Raw genomic sequence first — 26,846 nt, 5'->3', positions numbered from 1 at the left:
GCTTTTTACGCCCTTGTTTTTAGAACCCACCCATTCCAAGTCCAATCAAAAATCTCCTGCCCTCGGCTGGATCGAAGTCGTTTGTGGCTCCATGTTTTCTGGTAAAACAGAAGAATTAATTCGCCGACTGAAACGCGCCAAAATCGCCCAATTGCGTGTAGAGATTTTCAAACCTGCATCCGATACGCGTTATCACGATGAAGATATTGTTTCCCACAATCAAAATTCCATCCGCTCAACCCCTGTTTTAAGCGCGAGTGAAATCTTGTTATTAGCGGGAGATTGCGATGTAGTGGGTCTGGATGAGGTACAGTTCTTCGACGACTCGATCGTAGAGGTTGTAGACACGCTGGCCAATCAAGGCAAACGTGTAATTATCGCAGGTCTTGATATGGACTTTAAAGGGAATCCCTTTGGCCCCATGCCCAAATTGATGGCCATTGCCGAGTATGTCACGAAAGTACACGCTGTTTGCGTACAATGCGGTGCCGTGGCACATTATTCTTACCGCATCGTCGACAAAGAAGAAACGGTTTTACTAGGCGAAACAGAATCCTACCAAGCACGTTGCCGCGCTTGCTTTCATGCCGAGATCTAATCATGCCCAAAGACCCGCATTTCAAAAAGGTATTCCAACGAATCAAGGCGAAAAAGCCCAGGGATTTGGATATGCAGTTTGAAAAGGCACATGAACAAGTCTTTGAAAATTTAGATTGTTTGACCTGTGGAAATTGTTGCAAGACGACAAGCCCGATGTGGAATGAAACCGACATTCAGCGTGTGGCTCATCTCCTTAAGATGAAAGTTGCCCAGTTTCTGGATCAATACTTAATCAAAGATTCAGATGGCGATTGGGTCTACCCTTCCGCTCCCTGCCCCTTTCTAACACTGGAAGATAATACCTGCCAAATTTACGAACACCGACCAAAGGCTTGTCGGGAATATCCACATACCGACCGCAAAAACATGTTGGGCATCATGAATCTCACCCAAAAGAATGCGGTCATCTGCCCAGGCGTTGCCCAAATCATGGAAAAATTGGAGCGAATTTACAATTGAACCCCTTTTGATTTGAAATTCACGGCAAAAATCGACAAATTCGTAATTCAATCAATACATGTTTATGGCAGCAGCAGAATATTTAGGAATTGACGTAGGTGGTACCGGCGTTAAAATGGGAATTGTTCACTCAGATACCGGTCAAATCAGCAACTTTCAGAGTTATGATACCGCAACGTGGCGTGAATCTCACCACTTCTTAGATCGTTTGGCGGATGCTATTGCCTTGCAATTATACCAACATAAAAATGTCAAAAAGATAGGCATCGGCCTACCAGGTATTCTTACGAAGAATCGCCGTACTTTGATTGAAATCACAGCCATTCCAGAAATCGACGGTTCACCCATGATCGATATGTTGGAGAAACGTTTCCCTGAGCATGAATTTTTCATGGAAAACGATGCCAATGCAGCGGCATTAGGAGAATTCTATTTCTCTCCAGAAAAAAACACCATGCCAGAAGATTTCATCTTCATTACGTTGGGAACAGGTGTTGGTGGAGCAGCAATCATCGACCGTAAGATTTTCTTAGGCGGAGATGGTAATGCGATGGAACCAGGTCACGTTCCCTCGAAAAACGGTAAGGTTCTAGAGCGTAATGTGGGTAAAAAAGAATTATTGCAATTAGCGACTGAAATGCGTGCTAACTATAAAGGTCAAACGGTGTTAGCGGATGATGGCACGATCTCTACGACAGCCCTAGTTGTTGCGGCCGAAGAAGGCGATGCATTGGCATTGGCTATTTGGGATGAGGTAGGAAGTTTATTAGGTGATATGCTCGTTTCTTTGATTCGTATTTTAGATATCAAAAATATCTTCATCGGAGGTGGACTATCCGCATCTTATGACTTTATTTTACCAAGCATGGAACGCCAATTAAACTACTGGTTGACCCCTGCTTACTTAGAAAAATTAAATATTAAGAAAGCTTTATTGGGCAATGATGCAGGGCTTTTAGGTGCGGCATCACTCTGTTTTTAATTGAAAACAGTATAGACCACACAAGTTTTTTACAAAAAGAATTATTATTATTACAATAAATACTTTTAAAGTGCAAAATGGAATAAAATTTGTTTGATATTCTAACTTTTAATTCTAATCTTTGCATCGTTTTTGAACCCCAAAATATTTATAAAATGTCAGATATTGCAGAAAAAGTAAAAAGCATCATCGTTGAGAAGTTAGGTGTAGAAGCATCAGAAGTTACAACTGAGGCGTCTTTCACAAACGATTTGGGAGCTGACTCCTTAGACACGGTAGAATTGATCATGGAATTTGAAAAAGAATTCAATGTTTCTATCCCAGATGACCAAGCTGAAAACATCCAAACAGTAGGCCAAGCAGTAGCTTACTTGGAAGAAAACGCAAAGTAATCGAATCACACGATCATAATGATGTCAATTAGTACCTGGTAATTCCTAAGGATTTTTCCTCAGTTGAACCATTACTAATTGACATTTTTTATTTTTACAAAGTCTATTTAATTAACACATGGAGTTAAAACGCGTAGTTGTGACGGGCCTAGGTGCTCTTACACCGATTGGAAATACAGTTGATACCTTTTGGGAAGGTTTAGCCGCTGGTAAAAGTGGTTGTGCACCCATTACCCGATTTGATGCTGAAAAATTCAAAACGCGCTTTGCTTGTGAGTTGAAAGACTTCAAAGTAGAAGATTATATTAATACCAAAGAGGCCCGTAAAATGGACCCATTTACCCAGTATGCTGTGGTAGCTTCAGATGAAGCCATTGCAGATGCGGGTTTTGATATGGAGAAATTAAACCTAAATAAGGTGGGCGTTATTTGGGGATCTGGTATCGGAGGATTGAAAACATTCGAAGATGAAATGATCTATTTTGGAAAAGGTGATGGAACGCCAAAAATTAATCCATTCTTTATTCCAAAAATGATTGCAGATTCAAGTTCAGGACAAATTTCCATTCGCAATGGATTCCGTGGACCTAACTACGTAACTGTTTCGGCTTGTTCTTCTGCGAACAATGCAATTATTGACGCGTTCAATTACATCCGTACCGGTCGTGTGCATGTTTGTATCACGGGTGGCTCTGAGGCTCCTGTGACAATCGCATCGGTTGGTGGATTTACAGCGATGCACGCAATGTCAACACGCAACGATGATCCAACTACTGCTTCTCGTCCTTATGACGTAGACCGTGATGGTTTTGTCGTAGGTGAAGGTGCAGGTGCATTGGTTTTAGAAGAATACGAGCACGCAAAAGCACGTGGTGCAAAAATCTACGCGGAATTAATTGGTGGAGGTTTCTCATCAGATGCTTACCACATTACAGCCCCACATCCGGATGGATATGGTGCTTTATTGTCGATGCAAGACGCATTGGAAGATGCACAAATCAAACCTGAAGAGGTTGATTACATCAATACACACGGAACATCAACACCGATTGGTGATCCACAAGAAATTAAAGCCATCGTTGATTGCTTTGGAGAACACGCTTACAACATGGCTATTTCTTCAACGAAATCAATGACAGGTCACTTACTAGGAGGAGCAGGAGCTGTTGAGGCCGTTGCATCTGTCCTAGCAATCAAAAATCAATTCGTCCCTCCTACCATTAACGTATTCAACCGTGATCCAGAAATTGATCAACGCATTGACTTAACAGAAAACGTAGGTAAAGCACGTAAAATTGATGTTGCATTAAGCAATGGCTTCGGTTTTGGTGGCCACAATGCAACTGTCATCTTTAGAAAAATTTAATTTATGAAGTTACTTTCTCCGTTGACCTGGTTCGGCTTACATTCCCAAGATGAACGCGAGAAACACCTTTATAAATCAGTCAAACACCTTATAGGGGCTAATCCGTCTAATCTAGAATTATACCGATTAGCCTTTTTACATGCTTCGGCCTCAAAAGAATCTGTGTCAAAATCTTACAAAGAGTCCAACGAGCGTTTGGAATTTCTAGGAGACTCCGTGCTAGGCATGATTACCGCAGCTTACTTATTCAAAAAATTCCCATTCAAAGACGAAGGTTTCCTAACCGAAATTCGCTCTCGAATGGTGAGTCGGGAATCATTAAATGTCCTCGGCCGAAAATTAGGACTCGAGGAAGTTATTGAATACGAAAACCAACGTAAAACATCGCTATCCCGCTCCAGCATGTATGGAGACGCACTAGAAGCTTTTGTTGGTGCTGTCTATTTAGATAAGGGCTTTAGTTTTACCCAAAAATTCATCACACAAAAAATACTTACTCAGTATTTTGATTTGGATACGGTCGTTCAAAACAACCCCAACTTCAAGTCAATCCTGATCGAATGGGCGCAGAAAGAAGGCAAAAAAGTCCAGTTTACACTGGATGAAGAAGGAGTTCATCACAACAAAGAATTTACGGCATTCGTACTTATCGAAAACGAAAAAATTGCCGAAGGCAAAGGATATTCAAAGAAAAAAGCGGAACAAAATGCCGCAATGAAAGCCTGCGAAGCGCTAAAAATCAATCAATAAGCGTATGAAACCTAATATTTTCTTACACTACTGGAACAATCAAGGCCAAACCTTGAGTTTTCAAGAAGTTCTTTCGCTTGACTGTGACCCCATGATTCTCGCGACTATTCAAGCAGAATTATTGGAACAGTTAACGAGTGAAATACTCGTGGAAAAACTACCCAATTTTGATTGGTCAAATCTCCGCATGCAAGAAAAATGGAATTCTATTGCGCAAACACTGTTAATGCAAGTGCAATTGCCCGAGCAGATTTGGATGGATTGGATTGCTGCATTGGGTGGACAAATCGAATCTACTCAACCCGAAGTTCCAAGCTTTGCTGATCTACTGAATGCTGAAGTGTTTTTTGAACGTCCATCGGATTCATTAGAAGATTTACCTGAGGAGGAAGAGGAACTAAGCCCAGAAATTGAAATCGAAGAAAATAACCTTCAAGCGGTTGCTTGGGAGGATACAGCTATTGAATTCCCCACACAATCGACGCCAGACTATTTTGAGGTATCGAATGAATTACCCGATTTAAGCGAATTAAACCCTGAAGAAAACAAACCGCAAAGCATTCAAGAGATGTTGGCTGATTCAACGGGCGAAAAAGTATTAGACACGATACAAGTGGACGATCATTCGTTAAAGAATATGGTTGCCAATCAAATGACTTCTTCGTTAGCGGAGAGCATTTCTTTATTCCAACGATTGAATTTCATCCAAGAATTATTTGATGGGAATGCGGAGCAATTCAGTCAATTCATTGAATTTATTGATTTTGAAGCAAGCGTATCCAACTGGAGAAACGAAGTTGCCGGACGATATCAATTCGAAGAATCTTCTGCATCACAAGAACTTATGTTACTCATCGAGCGAAAATTCAGTTAACTGATTTTCATTATCAGTTTTCTAGCGAAAGAATAACCATCCATGAGCTAGTTTCAAGAAAAAAACTTGAAACGGCTCATTTTTATTTATTGGCTCCTCCCCTTTTTGCTCTCGGCCCAACAATCCACGGAACTGACCGAGGAAAAACAAGGCATAATCAACTATTACGAGCAAAATCCGATCGATATCAACGAGGCTTCGGAAGCTGAGTTACTCGCCATGGGAATTTTACATTCCGTTCAAATCGAATCTTTTGTAAGTCACCGCAAACATATTGGCCGATTCGTCTCCCTTTTTGAATTACAAACCATACCCAATTGGGACTTAACCACATTACGAACAATTCAAGCACTTCTCGTTTGTCGGACGAATCCTCCACATTGGTACGAAACCGAAAACCCCAAGCACCAAATCATCCTACGCTTGGAAAGAACACTCGAACAAAAAATAGGATTTTCCGCTCCTACATCCCGAAGCAAAGTTCGATACGTGGGAAGCCCATTAAGTACCCTATTCCGCTACCGTGGAACCTGGAATAGCAACATCCGGACCGGAATACTGATTGGAAAAGATGCAGGCGAATTACAATACAACGATTTCGCAAGCGCCTTTGTTGAATTAAAAGACTCCAGAGAGCACGTTAAATTGATTCTAGGCGACTTTATCAACCAATGGGGCCAAGGACTCGTCCAATCCGGTTCCTTTTCCTTAGGCAAAAGCTATGAAAGCATACGCGCTACCCAAAAATTTCACGGGGGAGCGATGGCCTATACCTCTTCGGGCGAATCAGAATTTTACCGCGGAATTAACTTTCAATCAAGGTGGCGTAGGTTTCAGAGTCAAATCTATTTATCATCCCGTAAAAAAGACCTCATTTTATCAAAGGATAGCACATATTTTCGTTCTTTCCAGTTGGACGGCTTACACCGAACACCGACAGAAATAAGCCAACAAAACCGCTTGCAAGAATTCGCGGCTGGGCTTAATTTTCGTTATCAAGGTCAAAATGTAGAATGGGCATTGGCCCAGACTTGGACACAATGGAATTATCCATTTATGCCGTCGAATCCTTTGGATTGGCGAGGGAGGAATTTACTGAATACTTCACTTAGTTATATTAGCCAACAAGGAAATGTTCGAATATCAGGAGAAATCGCGCATACAGCGATATCTGCCTGGTCTACGATCCATGCATTCGCCTGGGCCGTGAATAAAAAAACAGATGTCTCGGGAATTATTCGAATGTATGATGCTGGTTATTTTAGCCCTATGGCGAATGCCATTAGCGAAAGTTCGAACAATAAAAATGAATGGGGGCTCTTTCTCGGCCACCAATACCAGCACACGAAATACAAACGTTTTTCCAGCTATTTGGATGTATTTCGATTTCCGAATGCGAGCTCCAGTCAATGGGCAGCCGGACCATTAGGTTGGGAATTATTAAGTCGCTTCCAATGGGACCGAAGAAAATTAGGGCATTATTTTGCTCAACTCAAATGGACGCATAAATACCTCGCAGATTCAAAATCGCCACATGACCTATTTCAAGCGAGCCTCGATTGGAACAGGCCATTACTCCGATTTCAATGGCATGGGCGTATCATGTGGTCACACATTGAATCGAAAGAACAAATTGAATCGGGTTATTTGTACCTAAATGATTTCGAATACCACCTCAAGCGATTCAAAATGCAAATGCGAACAGCTTGGGTTTGGTCGGGAAGTTACGATACCCGCTTATATGCCTATGAACCAAGTTTACCCTTCTCATTCCTACTACCAGCCTATTATGACCCTAGCACAAGAAACCTATTATTGATTGAATATAAAGGTGAAAACAAAATATCTGTTGCCCTTAAAATAGCAAGAACCGATTACTTCCAAAAAGAGGTAATCGGTTCTGGACTAGATGCCATCGCAGCATCGCATAAAACAGATATTGGACTACAAGTAGCTTATATTCCTTAAACGATCGCTTGACGAACTTTTAATAATTTTTCCAATAAACCTTCCAACTGATCCAATGGAAGCATATTCGCTCCATCAGATTTCGCAATCGATGGATTCGGGTGTGTTTCAATAAATAATCCATCCGCTCCTACCGCAATAGCAGCTTTCGCAATGGTTTCAATCAAGGCTGGTTGGCCTCCGGTAACCCCACTACCCTGATTAGGGCGTTGCAGTGAGTGCGTACAATCCATAATCACAGGAACACCAAAATTCGACATTTCTGGAAGATTGCGATAATCAACTACGAGATCCCCATAGCCAAATGAATTTCCACGATCAGTCAAATAAACTTGAGCTTGCGGATTTTCGTGCATCACCTTTTCTACAGCAAATTTCATCGAAGCTCCCGACATAAATTGGCCCTTCTTGATATTAACAGCCTTTCCAGTTTGGGCAGCAGCAGCTAATAAATCGGTCTGCCGACATAAAAAAGCCGGAATTTGCAATACATCTACATAAGCTGCAGCCATCGCCGCTTCAGCACTTTCGTGAATATCAGTAACCGTAGGTAGATCAAAATGCGTTCCTACTTCTTTCAAAATCTCCAAGGCTTTGATATCCCCAATTCCTGTAAATGAGTCAATCTTAGTTCGGTTTGCTTTCCGATATGAACCTTTGAATATGTACGGAATCCCCATGGATTTCGTGATGCCATCAATGCGTTCAGCAATCTCAAATGCCAAATCTCTACTTTCAATCGCACAACTTCCTGCCATCAAAAAGAATGGTCCTTTTCCTAAATTTTCTAACGTGGGTAAAGTCATATTATAAGATGTTTACTTCGGTCTCTAATACGACACCAAATTTTTCTAAAATCGATTTTTTAATTTGCTCTGAGAGCGTTTGTATTTCTGCACCTTTGGCATGGCCATAATTGACCAACACTAAGGCTTGTTTGGCATGCACACCCGCATCACCCGATCGATAGCCTTTCCATCCCGCTTGCTCAATCAACCAACCTGCTGGAAATTTAATATCCGTACTTCCTTCAACTGGATAATGTGGGATATTGGGGTATTCAGCTATTAATCGAGCGGCAGCATCCGCAGGCAATGTTGGATTTTTAAAAAAACTACCAGAATTCCCAATTTCTTTCGGGTCAGGTAATTTGCTTTGGCGAATTTCAATCACCGCATTGGCGACATCACTTATTCCTGGATTTAAAATCCCTTTCTCAGCTAAAACAGACTGAATCGCACCATAAGACGTTTGTGCTTGAACCTGCTTATTTAAACGAAAGCAAACGGCAGTAATCAAATATTGTCCTTTTCCTGCATGCTTAAAATAACTCTCCCGATACCCAAAAGCACAACGTGCAGCATCAAATCGCTCCATTTGCATGGTCGTTAAATTCAAGGCATCCAAATGATCAAATGTATCCTTGATTTCTACTCCATAAGCACCAATATTCTGCATAGGTGCCGCACCAACCGTTCCTGGGATCAATGACATATTTTCGATGCCAGCCCATTGATGATCCACCGCATAACAGACAAAATCATGCCAAACAACACCAGCTCCGGCCTTCACCCAAATGTGATCTGCATCCTCTTCCAGCACTTCAATTCCCAGCATTTGAATTTTAACAACCAAGGCATCGATGTCTTGTGTCAACAACAAATTACTGCCCCCACCTAAAAAAAGGTGCTTGACATGACCATAATTCCCAGCTTGAACGAGTTCGATGTATTCCTGCAAATGATTGATTTCCACAAAAAAACGTGCAGAAACATCTATGCCAAATGTATTATAAGGCAGCATGGAGACGTTTTCCAACACACGTGGAGCCGATTTAACCAAGGGCATATTAAGTAAGTTTGGTCGATAAAAATTCTTGTAACGATGGCACGTCAGTCTTCAGAAGATTTTGATTACTTCCTTCCCAAACCTTTTTCCCATCCTTCAAAAACATAATGTATTCACCCATCCGCATCACAGAATTCATATCATGCGAAATTACGATGGTTGTAATGTTAAACTCTTTGGTAATTTCTTGAATCAATAAGTCAATTTTTACAGCCGTTAACGGATCCAAACCGGAATTCGGCTCATCGCAAAAAAGGTATTTGGGATTCATGACAATCGCCCGAGCAATACCTACTCGCTTCTTCATTCCACCGGAAATATCAGAAGGCATTTGGTGAGCCGCAGCTTCTAAACCTACGCGTTGTAAGCACATCATTGCCCGCGCATTTTTCTCTTCTACGGATTGCGATGTCAGCGTGTCCAACGGGAATCGTACATTTTCCAAAACCGTTTTTGAATCAAACAATGCACCTCCTTGAAATAAAACGCCCATTTCGCGACGAATCGCTTTTACAGTTTCTTGATCGGCTTGTAAAAAATCCCTACCGTCATAAAGAACTTGCCCTTTTTCAGGTTTTAAGATTCCAATCATACACTTTAACAGCACACTCTTACCGGTTCCACTTCCACCAATCACCATGTTGATTTTCCCCGGCTGAAAACTACTATCAATGCCATCTAAAACAACTCGACCGTCAAATTCCTTGTGTATGTGTTTCAACTGAATCATATTCAAAATTAGCTATATTTTACGGAAAAACGGCATGTGAATTTTGATTTTAAAAGCAAAGAAATGTGTACCTTGTCGCTTCTAAATAACAAACGTATGCTATTCATTATTCTCGGTGCATTATTATTTTTGGCTAGCAAAGCCATCGACAATCCAAATCTAGTTTTTGTCAAATTTGCTTCTCCTTTACGAAAAGCTGCAATCGTTTTAATCATTTTGGGAATTAGCAGCTCGACAATCAAGCAAATTGATGCAGGGGAAGTTGGGGTTCAAAGTGTATTCGGTAAAGTTTCCGAGCGAACCTTATCATCAGGATTAAACTTCGTAAACCCACTTGCAAGTGTAACAGTCTTTGATGCCAAAACCCAAAATTATACCATGTCGGCTGTACACGACGAGGGCGACCGCGAAGGTGATGACGCTATCCGCGTATTAACCGCAGATGGTTTGGAGGTGGTTGTAGATTTAACAGTATTGTATCGAATCCTACCTTCACAAGCTCCAACGATCTTAAAGGAAATTGGCCCAGATTACAAAGACAAAGTTGTGCGTCCAATCACAAGAACCATGATTCGCGACAATGCCGTTTATTACGATGCTGTGGCACTATATTCATTGAAACGCAATGAATTCCAAACACGCATCTACAAAGACATTGAGAGCAATTTCAAAAAGCGAGGCTTAGTATTGGAGCAACTATTGATTCGAAATATCAATCTACCCAATTCAGTTAAGCAAACCATCGAGTCCAAAATCAATGCTGAGCAGGACGCTCAGAAAATGCAATTCGTTCTATTGAAAGAAAAGCAAGAAGCAGAACGTAAGCGCGTAGAAGCTCAAGGAATCGCAGATTACCAGAAAATCTTGTCGACCGGATTAAGCGACAAACAATTGCAATATGAATCCATCATAGCACAAAAAGAAATTGCTAAATCGCCGAATACCAAAGTCATCATCATGGGAAACAAATCAACTCCCATCATTTTAGGCAATAACTAATAAAAAATGCTCCGATTAATTCGGAGCTTTTTTTTATTTCTTCAAAATGGTATGCCCCATTTTATCTCGCTTCGTTTTCAAATAAGCTTCATTATGTGGATTGGATTGAATTTCTATCGGCAAAGATTCAACAATCTCTAATCCATAGCCAAGTAATCCCGCACGTTTTTTAGGATTATTCGATATCAACTTGATTTTACGAATCCCTAAATCACGTAAAATTTGAGCTCCTACGCCATAATCACGTTCATCCATGGCAAAACCTAATTCAAGATTAGCCTCAACCGTATCGCGTCCCTGCTCTTGCAATTTGTAGGCCTTCAATTTATTCAAAAGTCCAATACCTCTACCTTCCTGGAACATGTATAAAACAACGCCCTTTCCTGCCGTCTCCACCATCTCCATAGCTTTATGCAATTGGCCACCGCAGTCACACCTACAAGAACCAAAAATATCACCTGTCACGCAAGAACTATGTACCCGAACCATCACAGGCTCATCAGCATCCCAAGTACCTTTGATTAAGGCTATATGTGTATCCCCTGTATTTTTTTGCTTGTAAGCGATCAAATCAAAATGCCCCCATTCGGTAGGCATATCTACTCCAATTTCACGCTGAATCAAGGACTCCGTTGCTAAACGGTATTCAATCAAATCCTTAATTGTCACTAATTTTAAATCAAATTTATCCGCAATTCGGCGTAAATCCGCCAAGCGAGCCATGCTACCGTCCTCGTTTAATACTTCGATTAATACCCCAGAAGGCTTGAAGCCTGCTAATTTGGCAAAATCCATCGAAGCCTCTGTATGGCCGGTACGACGTAAAACGCCCTCAGTACGACTTTTCAATGGAAAAATATGACCCGGTCGACCTAAATCACTCGGACGAGTTGACGAATCCACCAAAGCCTGAATGGTCTTTGAACGATCCTGTGCCGAAATACCCGTGGTACAACCATGACCTAACAAATCTACAGATACGGTAAAAGGAGTTTCGTGCGATGTGGTATTTTGATCAACCATCATTTCAAGGCCCAATTCAATGCATCGCTCATTTGTCAATGACACACACATCAAACCTCTAGCCTCACGAATCATGAAATTAACAATCTCTGGAGTGATTGCTTCTGAAGCGCAAATCAAATCGCCCTCATTTTCTCGATTCTCATCATCTGCTACGATAATCATTTTTCCCTGGCGAATATCTTCAATGGCATCTTCAATACGATCTAAACGTATACTTTCCTCCTGCATAATTAATGTGTATTTTGTAACGAAAACACAAAGGTAAGCAGAAATAGTTCCCATTTTAGCTACCTTTGTAAGATAATATCACAGAATCTCACATGTCGATTGAAGCTAAAAATCTGAGCAAGCAATATGGTGCACAAATCGCCGTCAATTCACTTAACTTTAGCGCGCAATTGGGTGAGATAGTTGGCTTTCTAGGACCCAATGGTGCTGGAAAATCAACAAGCCTCAAAATGCTCGTTGGCCTCATACAACCTTCTTCCGGAGAAGCTTACATCGCAGGCAACCGAGTTAACACAGATTCTATCGAACTGAAAAAGCAAATTGGGTATTTGGCAGAAGATAATCCTGTCTACTCGGAAATGTATGTCAAAGAGTTCCTTTCTTTTATTGCGTCTATTCATCAAATTCCACAAGACAGAATTCAAGAGGTAATCCAACTAACAGGTTTAACGCTCGAACAAAACAAAAAAATACATACGCTTTCGAAAGGATACCAACAACGCGTTGGGATAGCTCAGGCAATTTTACATAATCCTTCCATTTTAATTTTGGATGAACCCACGAGTGGTTTAGATCCCAATCAGATGGAAGAAATCCGTGCTTTAATTCTGTCCTTAAAACCGGGTCGAACGATTTTATTTTCGAGCCATATATTAAGTGAAGTTGAAGCTATTTGTGACCGATTATTGATTATTAACCACGGGGTGTTGCAAGCAGATTGTAGCATGGAAGAAGCCAAAGCCTTTCCCGGTGGAATCAGCCAATTGTTCCAAGAAAAGACTAAATCGAAATAGAGAAATCATCTGCATCGAGATGTGCAGGGAATTTTTCACGAAAATCCTTCAATGCTTGAAAGGATAGCGTTTGGGTTTGAATTGAAACATTCGACGACAAAGGCAATAAATCTTCACCTTTGAACGAGACAATACTCGAAGCTCCTTCATATTCCAATTGATTGCCATCAATCCCAACCCGATTGACTCCTACGACATAAGCGAGATTTTCAATAGCACGCGCACGTAATAAACTAGACCAGGCATGTGTTCGTGCCGCGGGCCAATTGGCTACATAGATAGCCAAATCATATTTCAACTGAACATTTCGCGACCACACAGGAAAACGTAAATCGTAACAGATAAAAGGAGCAATCAACCAAGACTTATAGGATATCAAACATAATGCATTTCCAGCCGTATAAAATGCTTCTTCATTGCCCATACGAAACAAATGTCTTTTATCATACGAATCGATTTGACCCGAAGGATGAACAGCCAATAAACGGTTATAATATTGACCAGATTCCTTGATTTTAAGACTGCCTATTAACAATACTTGTAAACGAGAGGCTTGCAATTTCATCCACTGTACCGTGGGTCCTGAGGCCATTTCAGCACCAACAGCAGACATACTAAAGCCGGTACTGAACATTTCAGGCAGAATAATGATATCCGTAAGGCCCTGCAAATCTTGGATAGATTCTTCCAATTGCGCGCAATTGGCAATGGGATCTTCCCAAACCAAATCGGCTTGTACATAACTAACCCGTAAATCTTGATTCAGGGTAGACATGATAATATCACTATTTATTTAGCAATATAAGAATAATAGATTCGAATTTTAGACTTCAACGCGTTCAAAGGCACGAAGCGAGCTGACTCACTCATCATCTTTGTATAACCAGTTGAACTCGCAGAAATAGATGGAGTAACTAGGAATCCCAAATTATTTTTCCGCCCATTTAAAATGGATTGTAGTTCAGTCGTAATATTAAACGTGAATGCGTTTAGCGCTGAATTATAATTCGCTGTTTGGATACCTGCGCCACCTTCCGATTGAACATAACCTAAACCATACGAATTTCGAATAGGTCGGTTATTGGCATCAACCGAAAGTAAAGTTAATTGGCTTAATGTCTGATTTAAGTCTACACCATCAACAGCTTCTAATACCAATTCCGCTTTGTTAACCGCAATGTTCCGATTACCCTTCAGGTTCATCAACGTTGGGAAATCCAATTTTGTCACCAAACCTGACCCTGATTGAACATAGGTCACTTGGCCAGTAGTTGATGCAGGAATACTATTACCCGACTTCGTCAGATTAGCTAAAACACCGTTACGACTTACTTTAAATTGATTAAAGCGCGCATGTACTTCGGTCATCATGGCACTAGACAAACTGAAGTAATAGTTTACGGAATATTTCGTCGTATCATTCGGGTTATGCCAATGCAATGTCATGCGAGAATATGCTGGCGAAAATCCAATTAATGCCGATTTTGCAGTGGTTGAGGACTTCATCATCAAACCCGGAAATGATGCCCGAAATGTAGGTCCACCTCCCGCTAAGGTTTTGTCGGAATATTTAGCCAACAACTCACTTCCCAAGGTATTTGACATCTTAAAATGCAAGGTGTCTAATTTCAATGAATCTCCATTAAATGCTTTAGAGCGAATAGGACGTGGGCGAAACGAATGTGATCCCACAACTGTCGTTTGAGCAGCGACAGAGTTCGTATTGGCAAAATAATCCGTTGACAAACTTAAACTGTCTTTCAACTTATACACTTGTAGCGTTTGTAATTGATTTGTGTCTCCTTGAAAGCTTTTGTAAACCAAATGCATTTTCAATGAATCTATGATAGATACATTTTTTGCCAACAATGAATCTGCATTAGCAATTTGAGTGAACACCGTTGACTCAAATGTTCCTAACACGGGATGATTAAAAGACCCCAATAAAAACGTATTATTACCTCCCGTATGAATAGAATCCATTAACACAGTGCTTGAATTCACACGTAGGGAGTCGGTAAAATTAAGGCCAACTTCAACGCTAAAAAGATCAGCGCCGATTTCTTTTGGCGTATCACAAGAAGCAAGAAAAAGGGAAACAATTCCCAACCATTTAATTGCCGGCCAATTCAATGTATGTTTTTTCGAAGAAATCGAGGTCATTATCGGCAATATTTTGGAAGGTTTTATCTTGAAATTCATCAATAATCGGTTGGATACGGGTATTATCCGCATTTTCTAAAGAAACAATTTTGTCGGCAAATTCAGCACCCAATTTAATAAAGGCACCATAGTTTGCACCATCTAAACTAGACAAATGTGCATCATCCATGTCGCCAATTTTCACTTTTTCTTTCAAGTCGTCCACTGAGAACGTAAAATCGAAGCTAGTATTGTGAGGTGAAAAAATTGTTTTGGAATCTTTAAAAATTGGGTGATTCCGGTAATAAGAAGAAATATACAATGGAACAAAACTTGACATCCAATCATTACAATGAATGACGTCAGGTGACCATCCTAATTTAATTACAGTCTCTAAGGCACCCTTACAGAAGAATATAGCACGCTCGTGGTTATCCGCATAAAATGCATCTTCCTTGTCCGTTAGCACATATTTCCGTTGGAAATAATCCTCATTATCAATGAAATAAACTTGCAATTTCGCAGCTGGAATACTCGCAACTTTGATTGTCAAAGGCTTTTCCTCATCGCCCATCGGAATCGTAATTCCTGATAAACGAACCACTTCATGCAAACGGTTTTTACGTTCATTAATCGACCCAAAACGGGGAACCAAAATTCGAATTTCCATCCCACGCTCTTGCATCGCTGTCGGTAACGCGCGAACAAAATCAGCTATTTTGGATGTATTGAGGAAAGGATCAACCTCGCTGGAAACGTAAAGAATACGCAATTTAGACATGCTAAAATTAGTTAGGGGAATTTATCCCAAAAAACAAATGCAAAAATATAAAAAATTAAGCACAATTCCGCACATTTATTAATTAAAGGTCTTTATTTTGCCTATTGAATTAAACTGATTCCACGATTAGATGATCAAAGCCCTTATTAAATATAGCATTTCAACTTTGCTAGCTGCGGGCCTATTGTATTGGGCCTTTTCAAAAAGCGATTTACATTGGGCGGATATTTATCAGACTGCGCAAACAGCAAACTATCAATGGATTATTGTTTCCATTATCATCGCCATGATTTCGCATCTGCTCCGTGCTTTACGCTGGGAGCAACTACTGGGAGCTATGCAATATAGACCTGGTACCACGCGTACCCTATCAGCAGTATTGATTGGCTATTTCGCTAACTTCATCGTCCCCCGCATGGGTGAAGTTTCACGCTGTGGATCCTTACAAAAAACCGCGAACATTCCTTTTGAAAAATCATTTGGCACTGTGATCACCGAAAGAATCGTTGACCTTCTAGGCCTCGCCGCGTTAGTTGGCCTAACCTTTATCGTCGAATGGAAGCCGATCCAACAATTCCTTTTCCCCAACTTCCACCTCCCCCCTACAATCTTATTAGCGGGATTAGGCGCAGGCGGGATTGCTTTTTTAGGTTTAATTTGGATTCTTCGCGACCGACTACGCGTTCGTTGGGAGCACTTTGCTGCGACCAACAAAGTTGGCCAATTATTGCAAGGCTGGTTCGTTGGAATTTTGAGTATCAAAGAAGTTGAAAATCCCTCCAAATTCATCTTGTACACGATTTTAATCTGGGTTGCCTATTTCGCAAACACTTACACGCTGCTGTTAGCTTTCCCGATTAGCGCAAGCTTAAGTTTATCAGCTGGATTAACGGTTTTGGTTATGGGCACCTTTGGTATGGCCACTCCTACGCAAGGCGGAATCGGTGCTTACCATAGTTTAGTCGCATCCACGCTAAGTTTTTACTTAATCCCTTTAAAAGACGCAACCGTATTGGCAACATTTTTCCATGGAACCCAAATGGCGACGATCTTGTTATTTGGCGGATTAAGTTTTATTATCACCTTTTTCTTACCACAAAAAAATGCAGGAATCGAGTCATAAAATTTGCACATTGGCTGAGGCAAAATCGAGGCGAAGCATTTGGAAACAGGAAAGCCAACAAGTCGTTTTTACCAATGGCTGTTTTGACATTCTTCATTTAGGACATGTGGATTATCTTGAAAAAGCACGACAAACAGGCACTAAAATGATTGTTGGCGTTAATGCGGATAGTTCTGTTCGCAAACTAAAAGGACCATCGCGACCAGTCAACAATGAATATGCCCGTGCTCGAATTTTGGCGGCGCTTGAATTTGTTGACCTTGTCATCATTTTTGAGGAAGAAACACCATTGAATCTGATTAATGAATTACTACCAGATATCTTGGTAAAAGGAGACGACTATTCGATTGAAACCATCGTAGGTGCCAAAGAGGTCATCGCTCATGGCGGAAAAGTAACAACGATTCCACTGGTACCGACATATTCAACAACTAACATTATTCAAAAACTAAAAAATTAAGACCATGATTATTGCTATTATTTTTGGTGTCATCGGAATGCTTATTTCGTGGCGTTTAAAATCAAAATTCAAAACTTATTCAGAAACAGCCTTACAAAGTAATTTGTCAGGCCAAGAAATTGCGGAACGCATGTTGGCCGACCACGGCATCCACGACGTGCGCGTGATTTCAGTGGAAGGACAACTAACCGACCATTATAATCCGGCAGATAAGACAGTTAACTTAAGTCATGATGTATATTATGGCCGAAATGCAGCCGCAGCGGCTGTTTCGTCGCACGAATGCGGACATGCAGTCCAACATGCTAAAGCATATAGTTTTCTACAATTTCGCAGTGCGATGGTTCCCATGTTGAATATTGCGAATGGTTTCATGCCTCTTTTATTGATGGCTGGAATGATGCTCTTATATTCTACAGGAAACTCTACTGTCTTGGCTATTGGTGTAGCTTTATTTGCTTTAGCGACACTCTTTAGCTTTGTCACTCTACCTGTCGAATTTGATGCTTCTGACCGAGCTTTGGCCTGGATTAAGGCGAATAATATTGTTACTCCTGCCGAATATGAACTATCTAAAGATGCACTTTGGTGGGCAGCGATGACCTATGTAGTTGCAGCATTAGGCATGTTGGCACAATTGCTTTATTATCTGAATTTGATGGGTGGTAGGAGAAGTGATGACTAATGAATTAAGAGGTAAGAGGTAAGAGTGAAGAGTGAAGAGTTAAGAACTGAGAGTTAAGGATAGCCTGCGAAATTCGTAGGCTTTTCTTTTTATACCAATACATCAACCTCTTAATTCTTAATTCTTATTTCTAAACTCTTACCTCTTAGTTCTTCACTCTTAACTCTTAACTCTTCACTCTCACCTAATTCAACTTACTCTTCCGATAACTATACCCAAAGTAAATAACAACCCCAGCTAAACACCAATAGGCAAATCGCTCCCAATTGGTCGCCCCCATTTGAGTCATTAGATATAGATTCACTAATAATCCCAAAATAGGAATTAAGGATAAGCGATGCGTGTAGCTGAAAAAAGCGAGCACTAACCAGATGATGAAAAAGCCCGACATGATCCAATGATCTGCCTTTGCCTCTCCTTCAAAATAGCTTCCCAACCAAGTTGACCACGAAACTGAATCAGGCAATGATAAATACAAGGCTACTACCCATGCCAAGCCAACCCAAATAGAGGCATTAACATAAGGTATCCTAAACTTCGATTTCTTTTGATTCTCTGGATCCAAATCCAGAATCAACACACCCGCACATACCAGAACAAAAGCAAACAAAGTACCAATACTGGACAAGTTGATCACTTCTTCCAAATTGGCAAATAATGCCGGCACACCCACCAAAACACCAGTCATAATCGTCGAAAACGACGGTGTACGATATTTCGGATGAATCCGCGCGAAAGCTTTTGGCAATAATCCGTCACGCGACATGGTCATCCAAATACGTGGCTGGCCTAATTGATAGACCAATAATGCGCTTGTTAAGGCTATAACAGCACTCGCCGCCACAACTCCAGCTACTCCAGGCAAATTCACTTTCATGAACATAAAAGCCAAAGGATCTTCGATTCCGGTCAATTGATGCGATGGAACGATTCCCGTTAGGACCAATGTCACCAACACATAAAGTGTCGTACAAATAATCAAAGCCCACATCATCGCCTTTGGGATATCCCGTTGGGGATTTTTACACTCTTCTGCAGTCGTTGAAATGGAATCAAAACCTATATATGCAAAACAAACAGCAGCTACACTTTTCAAAACACCTGAAATACCATTGGGCGCGAAGGGTGTCCAATTTTCTACTTGTACGTAAAATGCCCCAACACCGATCACAATAGCGATGACCAACAATTTCAAAATAACGAGAACATTGTTGGTGTTTTTTGATTCTTTGATTCCAATATAGACCAAATAAGTAATGGCAACTGTGATCAACAAGGCTGGTAAATTAGCTACAAAATGCCATCCGAAGATCGTTGGCGCCGACTGGTAAGCCATATAGCCTTCTCGCAAGTTTACGTGCAAGGATTGTAAGGTTTGACCGGCTTGTAACATGGGCTCAGCTTCGACGAAAGCCCTTTTGGCCGACAAATAATCCATCGTCAAAAATTCCGGCACATGAATCCCGAGGCCCTCCATGAGATCAACGAAATATTTTGACCAAGAAATCGCTACGGCTACATTGGAAATGGCATATTCAAGCAAGAGATTCCAACCCAAAATCCAAGCAACAATTTCGCCTAAACTTGTATATGCATAAGTATAAGCGCTACCACTAATAGGAACGGTAGCCGCGAAACGGGCATAGCAGAATGCGGTAAACATGCAGGCTAAGGCCGTAAAAACAAATAACATGGAAACTGCAGGACCACCATTAGCCGATGCTTGACCGATTGCTGAGAAAATACTGGCACCAATAATCGCCGCAACACCCATGAAAGTCAAATCACGAACGCCTAAATTGCGATGCATTTGGCCCCCTTCTAACTTTTCAATTTCCAGTTGGTCTGAAATAATTTTATCTATTGACTTCTTACGAAAAAAGGAAGACCACATCATATAAGCTTGTTGATTATTGTAACGAAGAACAAAAATACATCTTTCTCAAAGAAATTCTAATTAAACGAAAAGCCTTACCTTTGTAAGCATGTCAGTAGCCGTCGTCATTTTAAACTACAATGGAAAAGCATTTCTCTCGAAATTCCTTCCAAAAGTAATCTCTACAAGTCCAGAAGGAGTAATCTATGTAGCAGACAACGGCTCCACAGATGATTCTATCGCATTCGTTCAATCGGAATTCCCGCAAGTCAACCTGATTCATTCAAGCCAAAACTTAGGCTATGCCGGAGGCTACAATTTTGCGCTTAAACAAATTGACGCCGAATATTATGTGCTCATGAACTCGGACATTGAACCGAAGGAACATTGGCTCAGCAATTTGTTGGCCTATTTTCAGGCAAATCCCCAGGTGGCTGCGGCCCAACCGTTTATTTTATCTTATCAAGAGCCTCATAAATTCGAATATGCTGGCGCTGCAGGAGGCTACTGGGATCGATATGGGTATGCATTTTGCAGAGGTCGTATCTTTGACACGATAGAAAATCAAACGAATCAATATGAAAGTGCGCTCGTCAATTGGGCTACCGGAGCCTGTCTAATGGTTCGATCAAGCGTATATTGGGAAGTTGGAGGACTTGATGCCTATTTCTTTGCCCACATGGAAGAAATAGACCTTTGTTGGCGCATGCAGCGCGCAGGCTACAACATTGCCGCTGTCTCAACAAGCGAAGTGCTTCACGTCGGTGGAGGAACATTAGCACAAGGAAATCCGCAAAAGACCTACCTGAATTTTCGAAATAACTTAATCTTATTGTATAAGAACCTTCCTACGAAAAAGCGATTGGGGATATTATTTACACGAATGCTTCTTGACGGTTTGGCAGGAGTACAATTTCTATTAAAAGGAGAATTCAAGCAAATCTTAGCAATCTTAAGAGCACATCGCGACTTTTATGGCTATGTATTTTTTAAGAAAAACAAAGAAAATTTGGCAGCTGAATTAGCCAAAAAGGAAGTGTTAAGTTACCAAGGAAGCATTGTATGGGACCACTTCGTTCGTAAAATCAAGCTATTCCCCGCACTCCGATTTTAAATATCCCAAACAGACGGATTGTTTCGCTGACGCAAATACCGACGAATATTCATCCAAAAGGCTAAGATTAAATAGATAATAATGGGGGAACCCAAGGTCAGAAAAGAAGTGTAAATAAAATACAAGCGAATACTACTTGTTGATATTTTAAACTTTTCACCTAATCGCGTACAAACCCCAAAGGCCTGATTTTCAACAAAGTATTTCAATCTGTACATCGCAATTTATTTAGGTTCTGCAAAATTAGATTTTTTTCCGCATTTAAAGAAAAAATGATAGCGAATAGATAAAGTACAATAAAATAAAGGAAAAGTATTAATATATTTTCAATTAACTGATAATTAATTACAAAATGCTTGCATACAATTATATTTTTTCTACATTTGAGCACTTAAAAGATTTAATTCAGCCATAGTTCAGACTTCTCCTCTCTAGTATCTCCCACTATTTATAGTTTTGATTCTAAAGTTTGCTTCGTCTTCTAGCGCAGAACAATCGATTTGAGTATTAATTTTTTAACATTATTTTTATGCAAACTGGTAAAGTAAAATTTTTCAACGAGACTAAAGGATTCGGATTCATCGTTGATGATCAAACAGGCGAAGACATTTTCGTACACGTAACTGGCCTTTCAGGTGTTACAATTCGCGAAAACGATTCAGTATCTTACGAGGTAACTGATGGAAAGCGCGGAGCAAACGCAATCAACGTAAAGAAAATCTAATTTTCGCACGTTTAATTTGATTAGAGCAAATCAGTAGATTTCAATATATAGTATTGCCCCATTGATCTCTAGTTAAAGAGAAATAAAAAAGCCTTCTTCGGAAGGCTTTTTTATTTAACAGCAATTATCCAATCCAGGCGATTACCTCATCTTTCGTAGGCATGCCTGCATCAATCTTCAATTTCTTACGCATTCCTCCTAAGTCGTTAAATACTTTATTGGGATTTGCTTCCTTCAATTGATCCAATGTCAATATACCCATTTTTTGAAGGGCTGGAATCCAAATTTCAGGCACACCTGCATTGGTAAATTCGCTATCTGACGAAACTTCTTTGATAACTTCCGGACGCATTTGCGGGAAGAACAATACTTCTTGAATCGATACTTGATTCGTCATTAACATGGTTAATCGGTCAATACCAATTCCAATTCCTGAGGTTGGTGGCATCGCATATTCCAAAGAACGCAAGAAATCGTAATCCATTGCCATCGCCTCATCATCTCCTTTTTCAGCTAAACGCAATTGATCTTCAAAACGCTCTTTTTGATCAATCGGATCATTTAACTCGGAATAAGCATTGGCGATTTCTTTTCCGTTCACGAATAATTCAAAACGCTCTACTAAGCCTTCTTTCGAACGGTGTTTTTTCGTCAATGGCGACATTTCTACCGGATAGTCCGTAATGAAAGTCGGCTGAATCAAGTTGGCCTCCACCTTTTCGCCGAATAACTCATCGATCAACTTACCTTTTCCCATTTGGGTATCCACTTCCATTCCTAAACTAAGGCAATGTTTACGCAATTCATCTTCCGACATAGCATCAACATCCACACCCGCATATTGTTGGATAGCACCTGATATAGTTAATCGCGGATAAGGTCCTGCAAATTCGATATCATTATCGCCTACGCGCAATTTGGTTTGACCATGTAAAGTCTGAGCAACTGTTTGGAAGATGGTTTCTGTCAAATCCATCATCCAATGGTAATCTTTATAGGCAACATAAAATTCCAAGGAAGTAAATTCCGGATTATGTGTCCGGTCCATTCCTTCATTGCGGAACATTTTACCAAATTCATAGACACCATCAAAACCGCCTACGATCAAACGCTTCAAATACAACTCATTTGCAATACGCAAATAAAGTGGCATGTCTAAGGTATTGTGGTGTGTATTAAACGGTCGGGCAGCAGCACCCCCATGAACGGCTTGCAACACAGGTGTTTCCACCTCTAACCAACCGCGTTCATCAAACATCGAACGCATGGTCGAAACAATCTTCGCACGTTTGATAAAAATATCTTTTACTTGCGGGTTAACAATTAAATCCACATAGCGCTGACGATAACGCATTTCAGGATCTGAAAATGCATCATACGTTTGGCCCTCAGCTTCTTTCACAACTGGCAGTGGACGCAAAGCCTTCGACAACAAGGTAAATTCACGAACATGCACCGAAATTTCACCTACCTGTGTTGTAAATGCGTATCCTTTGACACCGATGATGTCTCCGATATCCAACAACTTTTTGAATACGGTATTATATAAAGTTTTATCTTCTCCTGGGCATAAATCATCCCGACGGAAATACAATTGAATACGTCCTCCAGCATCCTGCAATTCAGCGAATGAAGCATTTCCCATAATACGGAAACCCATCAAGCGACCCGCAAGAACAACTTCCTGATAATTTGCCTTTTCAGGTGAGTAATTGGCCAAAATTTCTGCCGAATGTACGTTTACCGGATATTCAGCCGCTGGATATGGGTCGATCCCCATGGCCATTAACTCTTGTCTCTTTTGCCTACGCAGCTGTTCTTGTTCACTTAAAATCATCAGAATATAAGGGATAAAATGAAGCCACAAAAATAGCCATTTCTCTTGGCAAATAAAAGTTGATTACAATTCTTAAAACTTGTTAATTCGATTTTATGTTTAACTGTTAAAACGAATTTTCGATTAAATTCGTAAATCAAATACTAACCCTTTTACAAATCGCAAGATGGAAATGAAAAATCAATTAAAATCCTACGTAGTCATCGCCCTATTATCCAGCGGGGTAACCTTGGGGGCATATCAATTACTTAATTTAGGGAATCAATCGAATTTCAGTGATTCTCCATCCGCTTTCACAAGCAATGTATCCAATATTACCGCAGCAGGTAGCCCGGGTGAATTCACTTATGCAGCCGAAAAAACAACGCCAGCCGTTGTGCACATCAAAACCAAAATGGAACAAAGACAACGTCAGTTTTCGAGTCCTTTCGATGACTTGTTTGGTGGATTTGGTGATCCATTCGGTGGAGGTGGCCGCCGACAAGCTCCTCAGCAGGCGGAGGCATCGGGATCGGGTGTTATTATTAGTGCAGACGGATATATCGTTACGAACAATCACGTCGTAGCTGAAGCAACAGAAATCTCCGTAATGTTAAATGACAAACGTGAATTTAAAGCGAAAGTCATTTCAACGGACCCATCTTCAGACTTAGCCGTTATTCAAATCAAAGCAAACGATTTACCCTTCTTAACATTTGGTGATTCTGATGCATTAAAAGTGGGCGAATGGGTATTAGCTGTGGGCAATCCATTTAATTTAGAGTCGACCGTAACAGCGGGTATCGTATCAGCCAAAGGTCGCCAAAACATCATCGACCGCGATGATGAAAAAGCCGCAAATCCTTTAGAATCCTTCATTCAAACAGATGCTGCAGTTAATCCGGGCAACTCGGGGGGCGCATTGGTCAACTTGAAAGGTGAACTAATTGGAATTAATACCGCCATATATTCACGCACGGGCCAATTTGCTGGCTATTCTTTCGCGGTACCAGTAAGTATTGTTAAGAAAGTGTCAGCTGATTTAATCAAATATGGTAATGTACAACGCGGATTCTTGGGCGTTAGCATCATGGAAGTCAATTCGAAATTGGTTGACGAAAAGGATCTAAAAGTATCAACAGGTGTTTATGTAGGCGGATTCTCTGAGAATTCTGCGGCTAAAGCAGCGGGAATCAAAATCAATGACGTCATTACTAAAATTGACGGCATGGAAACAAAGACATCGGCGAAGTTGATGGAAATTGTGGGCCGCAAGCGTCCAGGTGAAACGCTTAATGTAACTGTTAATCGCGATGGTCAAAACAAAGACTTCACAGTTACCTTAAAAAACAAAGATGGCAATACTGCTATTTTGAAAGGAGAAACAGGAGAATCATATAAATCTGAATTCCTAGGTGCGAAATTTGGCGCATTGAGCAGCTCAGATAAGGAGAAATTCAATGTAAGTTCTGGTGTCAAAGTAATTGAAGTGTTACCTGAAGGACGTTTGGAAATGTATGGTTTATCCAAAGGATCCATCATCACAAAGATAAATGACAAAGCAGTAAATAACCCGAAAGAAGCTGCTGAATTACTAGAAGCACGCAAAGGCCGCACGAAGCTGGAGGGCATTGATGTGGATGGGTCAAGGTTTATTTATGTGTTGTAAACAGTCGGCAGTCGCTAGTCACTAGTCGCTAGTCGGCAGTTACTATTCATCAATCGCTAGTCGGCAGTTGCTAGTCATCAATCGCTAGTCGCTAGTCGGCAGTAATAAGCTGACAGCGATTTTACTAAAGCAAAAAAGCCTCGCTTGGGAATCCAGGTGGGGCTTTTTTTATGGGGGCTAGTTGTCAGTCGCTAGTCGTCAGTCACTAGTCGCTAGTCATCAGTCACTAGTCGCTAGTCGGCAGTCATAAGCTTTTAGCGACAATACTAAAAATAAAAGCCTCACTTATAAATCCTAGTGGGAATTAATATGATGGCTAATTTATCCGACTAATGACTAGTGACTAGCGACTGACGACTATTAAAAAAGCCCCACCTGGAAAACCAAGCGAGGCTTAAATTATACTGACCACTGATCACAGACCACTGTCAACTATTTCCGATACATCACCGTCTTCACCGCATCGATAGTACGAGCGACGTTTGGCAAAATCTCTTCGATTAATGTTGGAGCATATGGCAAAGGTAAGTCACGTGAATTCACACGAACTACAGGTGCATCTAAATAATCAAAAGCCCAACGTTGTAAGTGATATGCAATTTCAGATGAGATAGCAGATAATGGATTGGCTTCCTCAACAACAACACAACGGTTTGTTTTCTTTACCGACTCAACAACTGTCAAATAATCGATTGGACGAACAGTACGCAAATCGATTACTTCAGCATTGATTCCTTGTTTCGCTAATTCTTCTACCGCTGGCAAAACCACACGTGACAACATTTTACCAAAAGTAACAATCGTCACATCTGTACCTTGTTTTACGATATTCGCTTTACCAATCGGAATTAAATATTCACCATCTGGCACTAAACCCTTATCTCCATACATCAATTCCGATTCCATGAAAATAACAGGGTCATTATCACGAATCGAAGCCTTCATTAAGCCTTTCGCATCTGCAGGCGTTGCAGGAACAACCACTTTAAGACCAGGAGTATTAGCAAACCAATTTTCAAAATTGGACGAGTGTTGCGAAGATAATTGCCCAGCATTACCCGTAGGTCCACGGAAAACAATAGGACAAGAATACTGACCTCCCGACATCGACATCAACTTAGACGCTGAGTTGATGATTTGGTCAATAGCCACTAAAGAGAAGTTAAAAGTCATGAACTCAACAATCGGACGTAAACCATTCGCTGCAGCACCTACACCGATACCACCGAAACCTAATTCAGCGATTGGGGTATCAATCACGCGCTCAGGACCGAATTCGTCCAACATACCTTGTGACACCTTGTAAGCACCATTGTATTCCGCAACTTCTTCTCCCATTAAGAAGACAGTATCGTCGCGACGCATTTCCTCTTGCATAGCCTCACGTAAGGCTTCTCTAAATTGAATTTCTCTCATATTATATCTTTGTTTTGGGCATTC

Annotated in this window: 27 protein-coding genes; 16 read left to right on the top strand and 11 right to left on the bottom strand. The window is 40.8% G+C overall.

The annotated features are described in order from the left end of the window. Nucleotides 1-13: 13 nt before the first annotated feature. The 8 genes from SKC38_RS11775 to SKC38_RS11740 all read left to right on the top strand — a co-directional run bounded on the left by SKC38_RS11775 (nucleotide 14) and on the right by SKC38_RS11740 (nucleotide 7,391). Entirely contained in the window at nucleotides 14-598 is a 585-nt protein-coding gene (locus tag SKC38_RS11775; RefSeq protein ID WP_377977406.1) for a thymidine kinase, read from the top strand. Between the two features lie 2 nt (nucleotides 599-600). After that, on the top strand, nucleotides 601-1,059 hold the full coding sequence (locus SKC38_RS11770) for a YkgJ family cysteine cluster protein (protein ID WP_377977342.1): 459 nt from the start codon (nucleotides 601-603) through the stop codon (nucleotides 1,057-1,059). Between the two features lie 64 nt (nucleotides 1,060-1,123). Then, nucleotides 1,124-2,041 carry an ROK family protein gene (locus SKC38_RS11765; RefSeq protein WP_377977341.1) on the top strand — a complete coding sequence of 306 codons (918 nt, stop codon included), beginning with the start codon at nucleotides 1,124-1,126 and terminating at the stop codon, nucleotides 2,039-2,041. Between the two features lie 155 nt (nucleotides 2,042-2,196). After that, nucleotides 2,197-2,433, top strand: a complete 237-nt coding sequence (locus SKC38_RS11760; protein ID WP_315577664.1) for an acyl carrier protein — start codon at nucleotides 2,197-2,199, stop codon at nucleotides 2,431-2,433. Nucleotides 2,434-2,551: 118 nt separating this feature from the next. Further along, on the top strand, nucleotides 2,552-3,799 hold the full coding sequence (gene fabF, locus SKC38_RS11755) for a beta-ketoacyl-ACP synthase II (RefSeq protein ID WP_315577665.1): 1,248 nt from the start codon (nucleotides 2,552-2,554) through the stop codon (nucleotides 3,797-3,799). Nucleotides 3,800-3,802: 3 nt separating this feature from the next. Continuing rightward, complete coding sequence (rnc, locus tag SKC38_RS11750) at nucleotides 3,803-4,549, top strand: ribonuclease III (RefSeq protein WP_377977340.1); 747 nt, start codon at nucleotides 3,803-3,805, stop codon at nucleotides 4,547-4,549. A 4-nt stretch (nucleotides 4,550-4,553) separates the two neighbouring features. After that, nucleotides 4,554-5,423 (top strand): hypothetical protein, encoded by an 870-nt coding sequence (locus SKC38_RS11745; RefSeq protein ID WP_377977339.1) that lies wholly within the window; start codon nucleotides 4,554-4,556, stop codon nucleotides 5,421-5,423. Between the two features lie 66 nt (nucleotides 5,424-5,489). Next, nucleotides 5,490-7,391 (top strand): ComEA family DNA-binding protein, encoded by a 1,902-nt coding sequence (locus SKC38_RS11740; RefSeq protein WP_377977338.1) that lies wholly within the window; start codon nucleotides 5,490-5,492, stop codon nucleotides 7,389-7,391. Here SKC38_RS11740 and kdsA read toward each other — a convergent pair. From kdsA to SKC38_RS11725, 3 genes are read right to left on the bottom strand one after another with little or no spacing between them, the layout of a single operon-like run. Then, nucleotides 7,388-8,197, bottom strand: a complete 810-nt coding sequence (kdsA, locus tag SKC38_RS11735) for a 3-deoxy-8-phosphooctulonate synthase (RefSeq protein WP_377977337.1) — start codon at nucleotides 8,195-8,197, stop codon at nucleotides 7,388-7,390. The genes SKC38_RS11740 and kdsA overlap by 4 nt on opposite strands. 1 nt (nucleotide 8,198) lies before the next feature. Continuing rightward, nucleotides 8,199-9,239: a UDP-N-acetylmuramate dehydrogenase gene (murB, locus tag SKC38_RS11730; protein ID WP_377977336.1), complete on the bottom strand. Its 1,041-nt coding sequence runs from the start codon at nucleotides 9,237-9,239 to the stop codon at nucleotides 8,199-8,201. A 1-nt stretch (nucleotide 9,240) separates the two neighbouring features. Beyond that, a complete protein-coding gene (locus tag SKC38_RS11725; protein ID WP_377977335.1) occupies nucleotides 9,241-9,969 on the bottom strand; it encodes an ABC transporter ATP-binding protein in 729 nt (242 codons plus the stop codon). Between the two features lie 96 nt (nucleotides 9,970-10,065). Between SKC38_RS11725 and SKC38_RS11720 the strand changes: the two genes are divergently transcribed. Next, on the top strand, nucleotides 10,066-10,968 hold the full coding sequence (locus SKC38_RS11720) for a prohibitin family protein (protein ID WP_377977334.1): 903 nt from the start codon (nucleotides 10,066-10,068) through the stop codon (nucleotides 10,966-10,968). A gap of 33 nt (nucleotides 10,969-11,001) precedes the next feature. Here SKC38_RS11720 and SKC38_RS11715 read toward each other — a convergent pair whose 3' ends face one another. Further along, on the bottom strand, nucleotides 11,002-12,222 hold the full coding sequence (locus SKC38_RS11715; RefSeq protein WP_377977333.1) for a bifunctional 3,4-dihydroxy-2-butanone-4-phosphate synthase/GTP cyclohydrolase II: 1,221 nt from the start codon (nucleotides 12,220-12,222) through the stop codon (nucleotides 11,002-11,004). 92 nt (nucleotides 12,223-12,314) lie between these two features. Here SKC38_RS11715 and SKC38_RS11710 point away from each other — a divergent pair, with 92 nt between their 5' ends. Next, entirely contained in the window at nucleotides 12,315-13,016 is a 702-nt protein-coding gene (locus SKC38_RS11710; RefSeq protein WP_377977332.1) for an ABC transporter ATP-binding protein, read from the top strand. Here the strand turns inward: SKC38_RS11710 and SKC38_RS11705 are convergent. Genes SKC38_RS11705 through SKC38_RS11695 form a run of 3 tightly spaced genes read right to left on the bottom strand, consistent with a single transcriptional unit; the run spans nucleotide 13,003 to nucleotide 15,939 of the window. Beyond that, nucleotides 13,003-13,791 (bottom strand): amidohydrolase, encoded by a 789-nt coding sequence (locus SKC38_RS11705; RefSeq protein WP_377977331.1) that lies wholly within the window; start codon nucleotides 13,789-13,791, stop codon nucleotides 13,003-13,005. The genes SKC38_RS11710 and SKC38_RS11705 overlap by 14 nt on opposite strands. Nucleotides 13,792-13,805: 14 nt before the next feature. After that, entirely contained in the window at nucleotides 13,806-15,179 is a 1,374-nt protein-coding gene (locus tag SKC38_RS11700; RefSeq protein ID WP_377977330.1) for a DUF4270 family protein, read from the bottom strand. Beyond that, complete coding sequence (locus SKC38_RS11695) at nucleotides 15,130-15,939, bottom strand: glycogen/starch synthase (protein WP_377977329.1); 810 nt, start codon at nucleotides 15,937-15,939, stop codon at nucleotides 15,130-15,132. The genes SKC38_RS11700 and SKC38_RS11695 overlap by 50 nt, the downstream gene beginning before the upstream one ends. Nucleotides 15,940-16,069: 130 nt before the next feature. On the opposite strand from SKC38_RS11695, the gene SKC38_RS11690 reads away from it, so the two are divergent. The 3 genes from SKC38_RS11690 to SKC38_RS11680 are packed head-to-tail and all read left to right on the top strand — an operon-like array spanning nucleotide 16,070 to nucleotide 18,207. Continuing rightward, nucleotides 16,070-17,062: a lysylphosphatidylglycerol synthase transmembrane domain-containing protein gene (locus tag SKC38_RS11690; RefSeq protein ID WP_377977328.1), complete on the top strand. Its 993-nt coding sequence runs from the start codon at nucleotides 16,070-16,072 to the stop codon at nucleotides 17,060-17,062. Continuing rightward, nucleotides 17,043-17,522 (top strand): D-glycero-beta-D-manno-heptose 1-phosphate adenylyltransferase, encoded by a 480-nt coding sequence (rfaE2, locus tag SKC38_RS11685; protein ID WP_377977327.1) that lies wholly within the window; start codon nucleotides 17,043-17,045, stop codon nucleotides 17,520-17,522. Before SKC38_RS11690 ends, rfaE2 begins: the two co-directional genes overlap by 20 nt. 4 nt (nucleotides 17,523-17,526) lie before the next feature. Further along, complete coding sequence (locus SKC38_RS11680) at nucleotides 17,527-18,207, top strand: zinc metallopeptidase (protein ID WP_377977326.1); 681 nt, start codon at nucleotides 17,527-17,529, stop codon at nucleotides 18,205-18,207. A gap of 184 nt (nucleotides 18,208-18,391) precedes the next feature. Here the strand turns inward: SKC38_RS11680 and SKC38_RS11675 are convergent, their stop codons facing one another. Beyond that, a complete protein-coding gene (locus tag SKC38_RS11675) occupies nucleotides 18,392-20,101 on the bottom strand; it encodes an amino acid permease (RefSeq protein ID WP_377977405.1) in 1,710 nt (569 codons plus the stop codon). Between the two features lie 91 nt (nucleotides 20,102-20,192). On the opposite strand from SKC38_RS11675, the gene SKC38_RS11670 reads away from it, so the two are divergent. Further along, nucleotides 20,193-21,197: a glycosyltransferase family 2 protein gene (locus tag SKC38_RS11670; RefSeq protein ID WP_377977325.1), complete on the top strand. Its 1,005-nt coding sequence runs from the start codon at nucleotides 20,193-20,195 to the stop codon at nucleotides 21,195-21,197. Here the strand turns inward: SKC38_RS11670 and SKC38_RS11665 are convergent. Next, nucleotides 21,194-21,415 (bottom strand): PspC domain-containing protein, encoded by a 222-nt coding sequence (locus SKC38_RS11665; RefSeq protein WP_377977324.1) that lies wholly within the window; start codon nucleotides 21,413-21,415, stop codon nucleotides 21,194-21,196. The genes SKC38_RS11670 and SKC38_RS11665 overlap by 4 nt on opposite strands. A 311-nt stretch (nucleotides 21,416-21,726) precedes the next feature. Here SKC38_RS11665 and SKC38_RS11660 point away from each other — a divergent pair, with 311 nt between their 5' ends. Beyond that, complete coding sequence (locus tag SKC38_RS11660) at nucleotides 21,727-21,921, top strand: cold-shock protein (RefSeq protein WP_130895221.1); 195 nt, start codon at nucleotides 21,727-21,729, stop codon at nucleotides 21,919-21,921. A 124-nt stretch (nucleotides 21,922-22,045) separates the two neighbouring features. On the opposite strand, the gene lysS is transcribed toward SKC38_RS11660, so the two are convergent. Next, nucleotides 22,046-23,758, bottom strand: a complete 1,713-nt coding sequence (gene lysS, locus SKC38_RS11655) for a lysine--tRNA ligase (RefSeq protein ID WP_377977323.1) — start codon at nucleotides 23,756-23,758, stop codon at nucleotides 22,046-22,048. 172 nt (nucleotides 23,759-23,930) lie between these two features. Between lysS and SKC38_RS11650 the strand changes: the two genes are divergently transcribed. Next, nucleotides 23,931-25,406 (top strand): Do family serine endopeptidase, encoded by a 1,476-nt coding sequence (locus tag SKC38_RS11650; protein WP_377977322.1) that lies wholly within the window; start codon nucleotides 23,931-23,933, stop codon nucleotides 25,404-25,406. Nucleotides 25,407-25,838: 432 nt separating this feature from the next. On the opposite strand, the gene SKC38_RS11645 is transcribed toward SKC38_RS11650, so the two are convergent. After that, the gene (locus SKC38_RS11645; protein WP_377977321.1) at nucleotides 25,839-26,822 is read right to left on the bottom strand and encodes a pyruvate dehydrogenase complex E1 component subunit beta; all 984 of its coding nucleotides are present in this window, start codon (nucleotides 26,820-26,822) and stop codon (nucleotides 25,839-25,841) included. Nucleotides 26,823-26,846: the final 24 nt, after the last annotated feature.

Origin of the sequence: Aquirufa echingensis (assembly GCF_042714525.1) — a bacterium.
GTDB classification, from domain to species: domain Bacteria; phylum Bacteroidota; class Bacteroidia; order Cytophagales; family Spirosomataceae; genus Aquirufa; species Aquirufa echingensis.
Note: the sequence above shows the minus strand (reverse complement) of the source record. Positions and strands in the feature narration are given on the sequence as shown.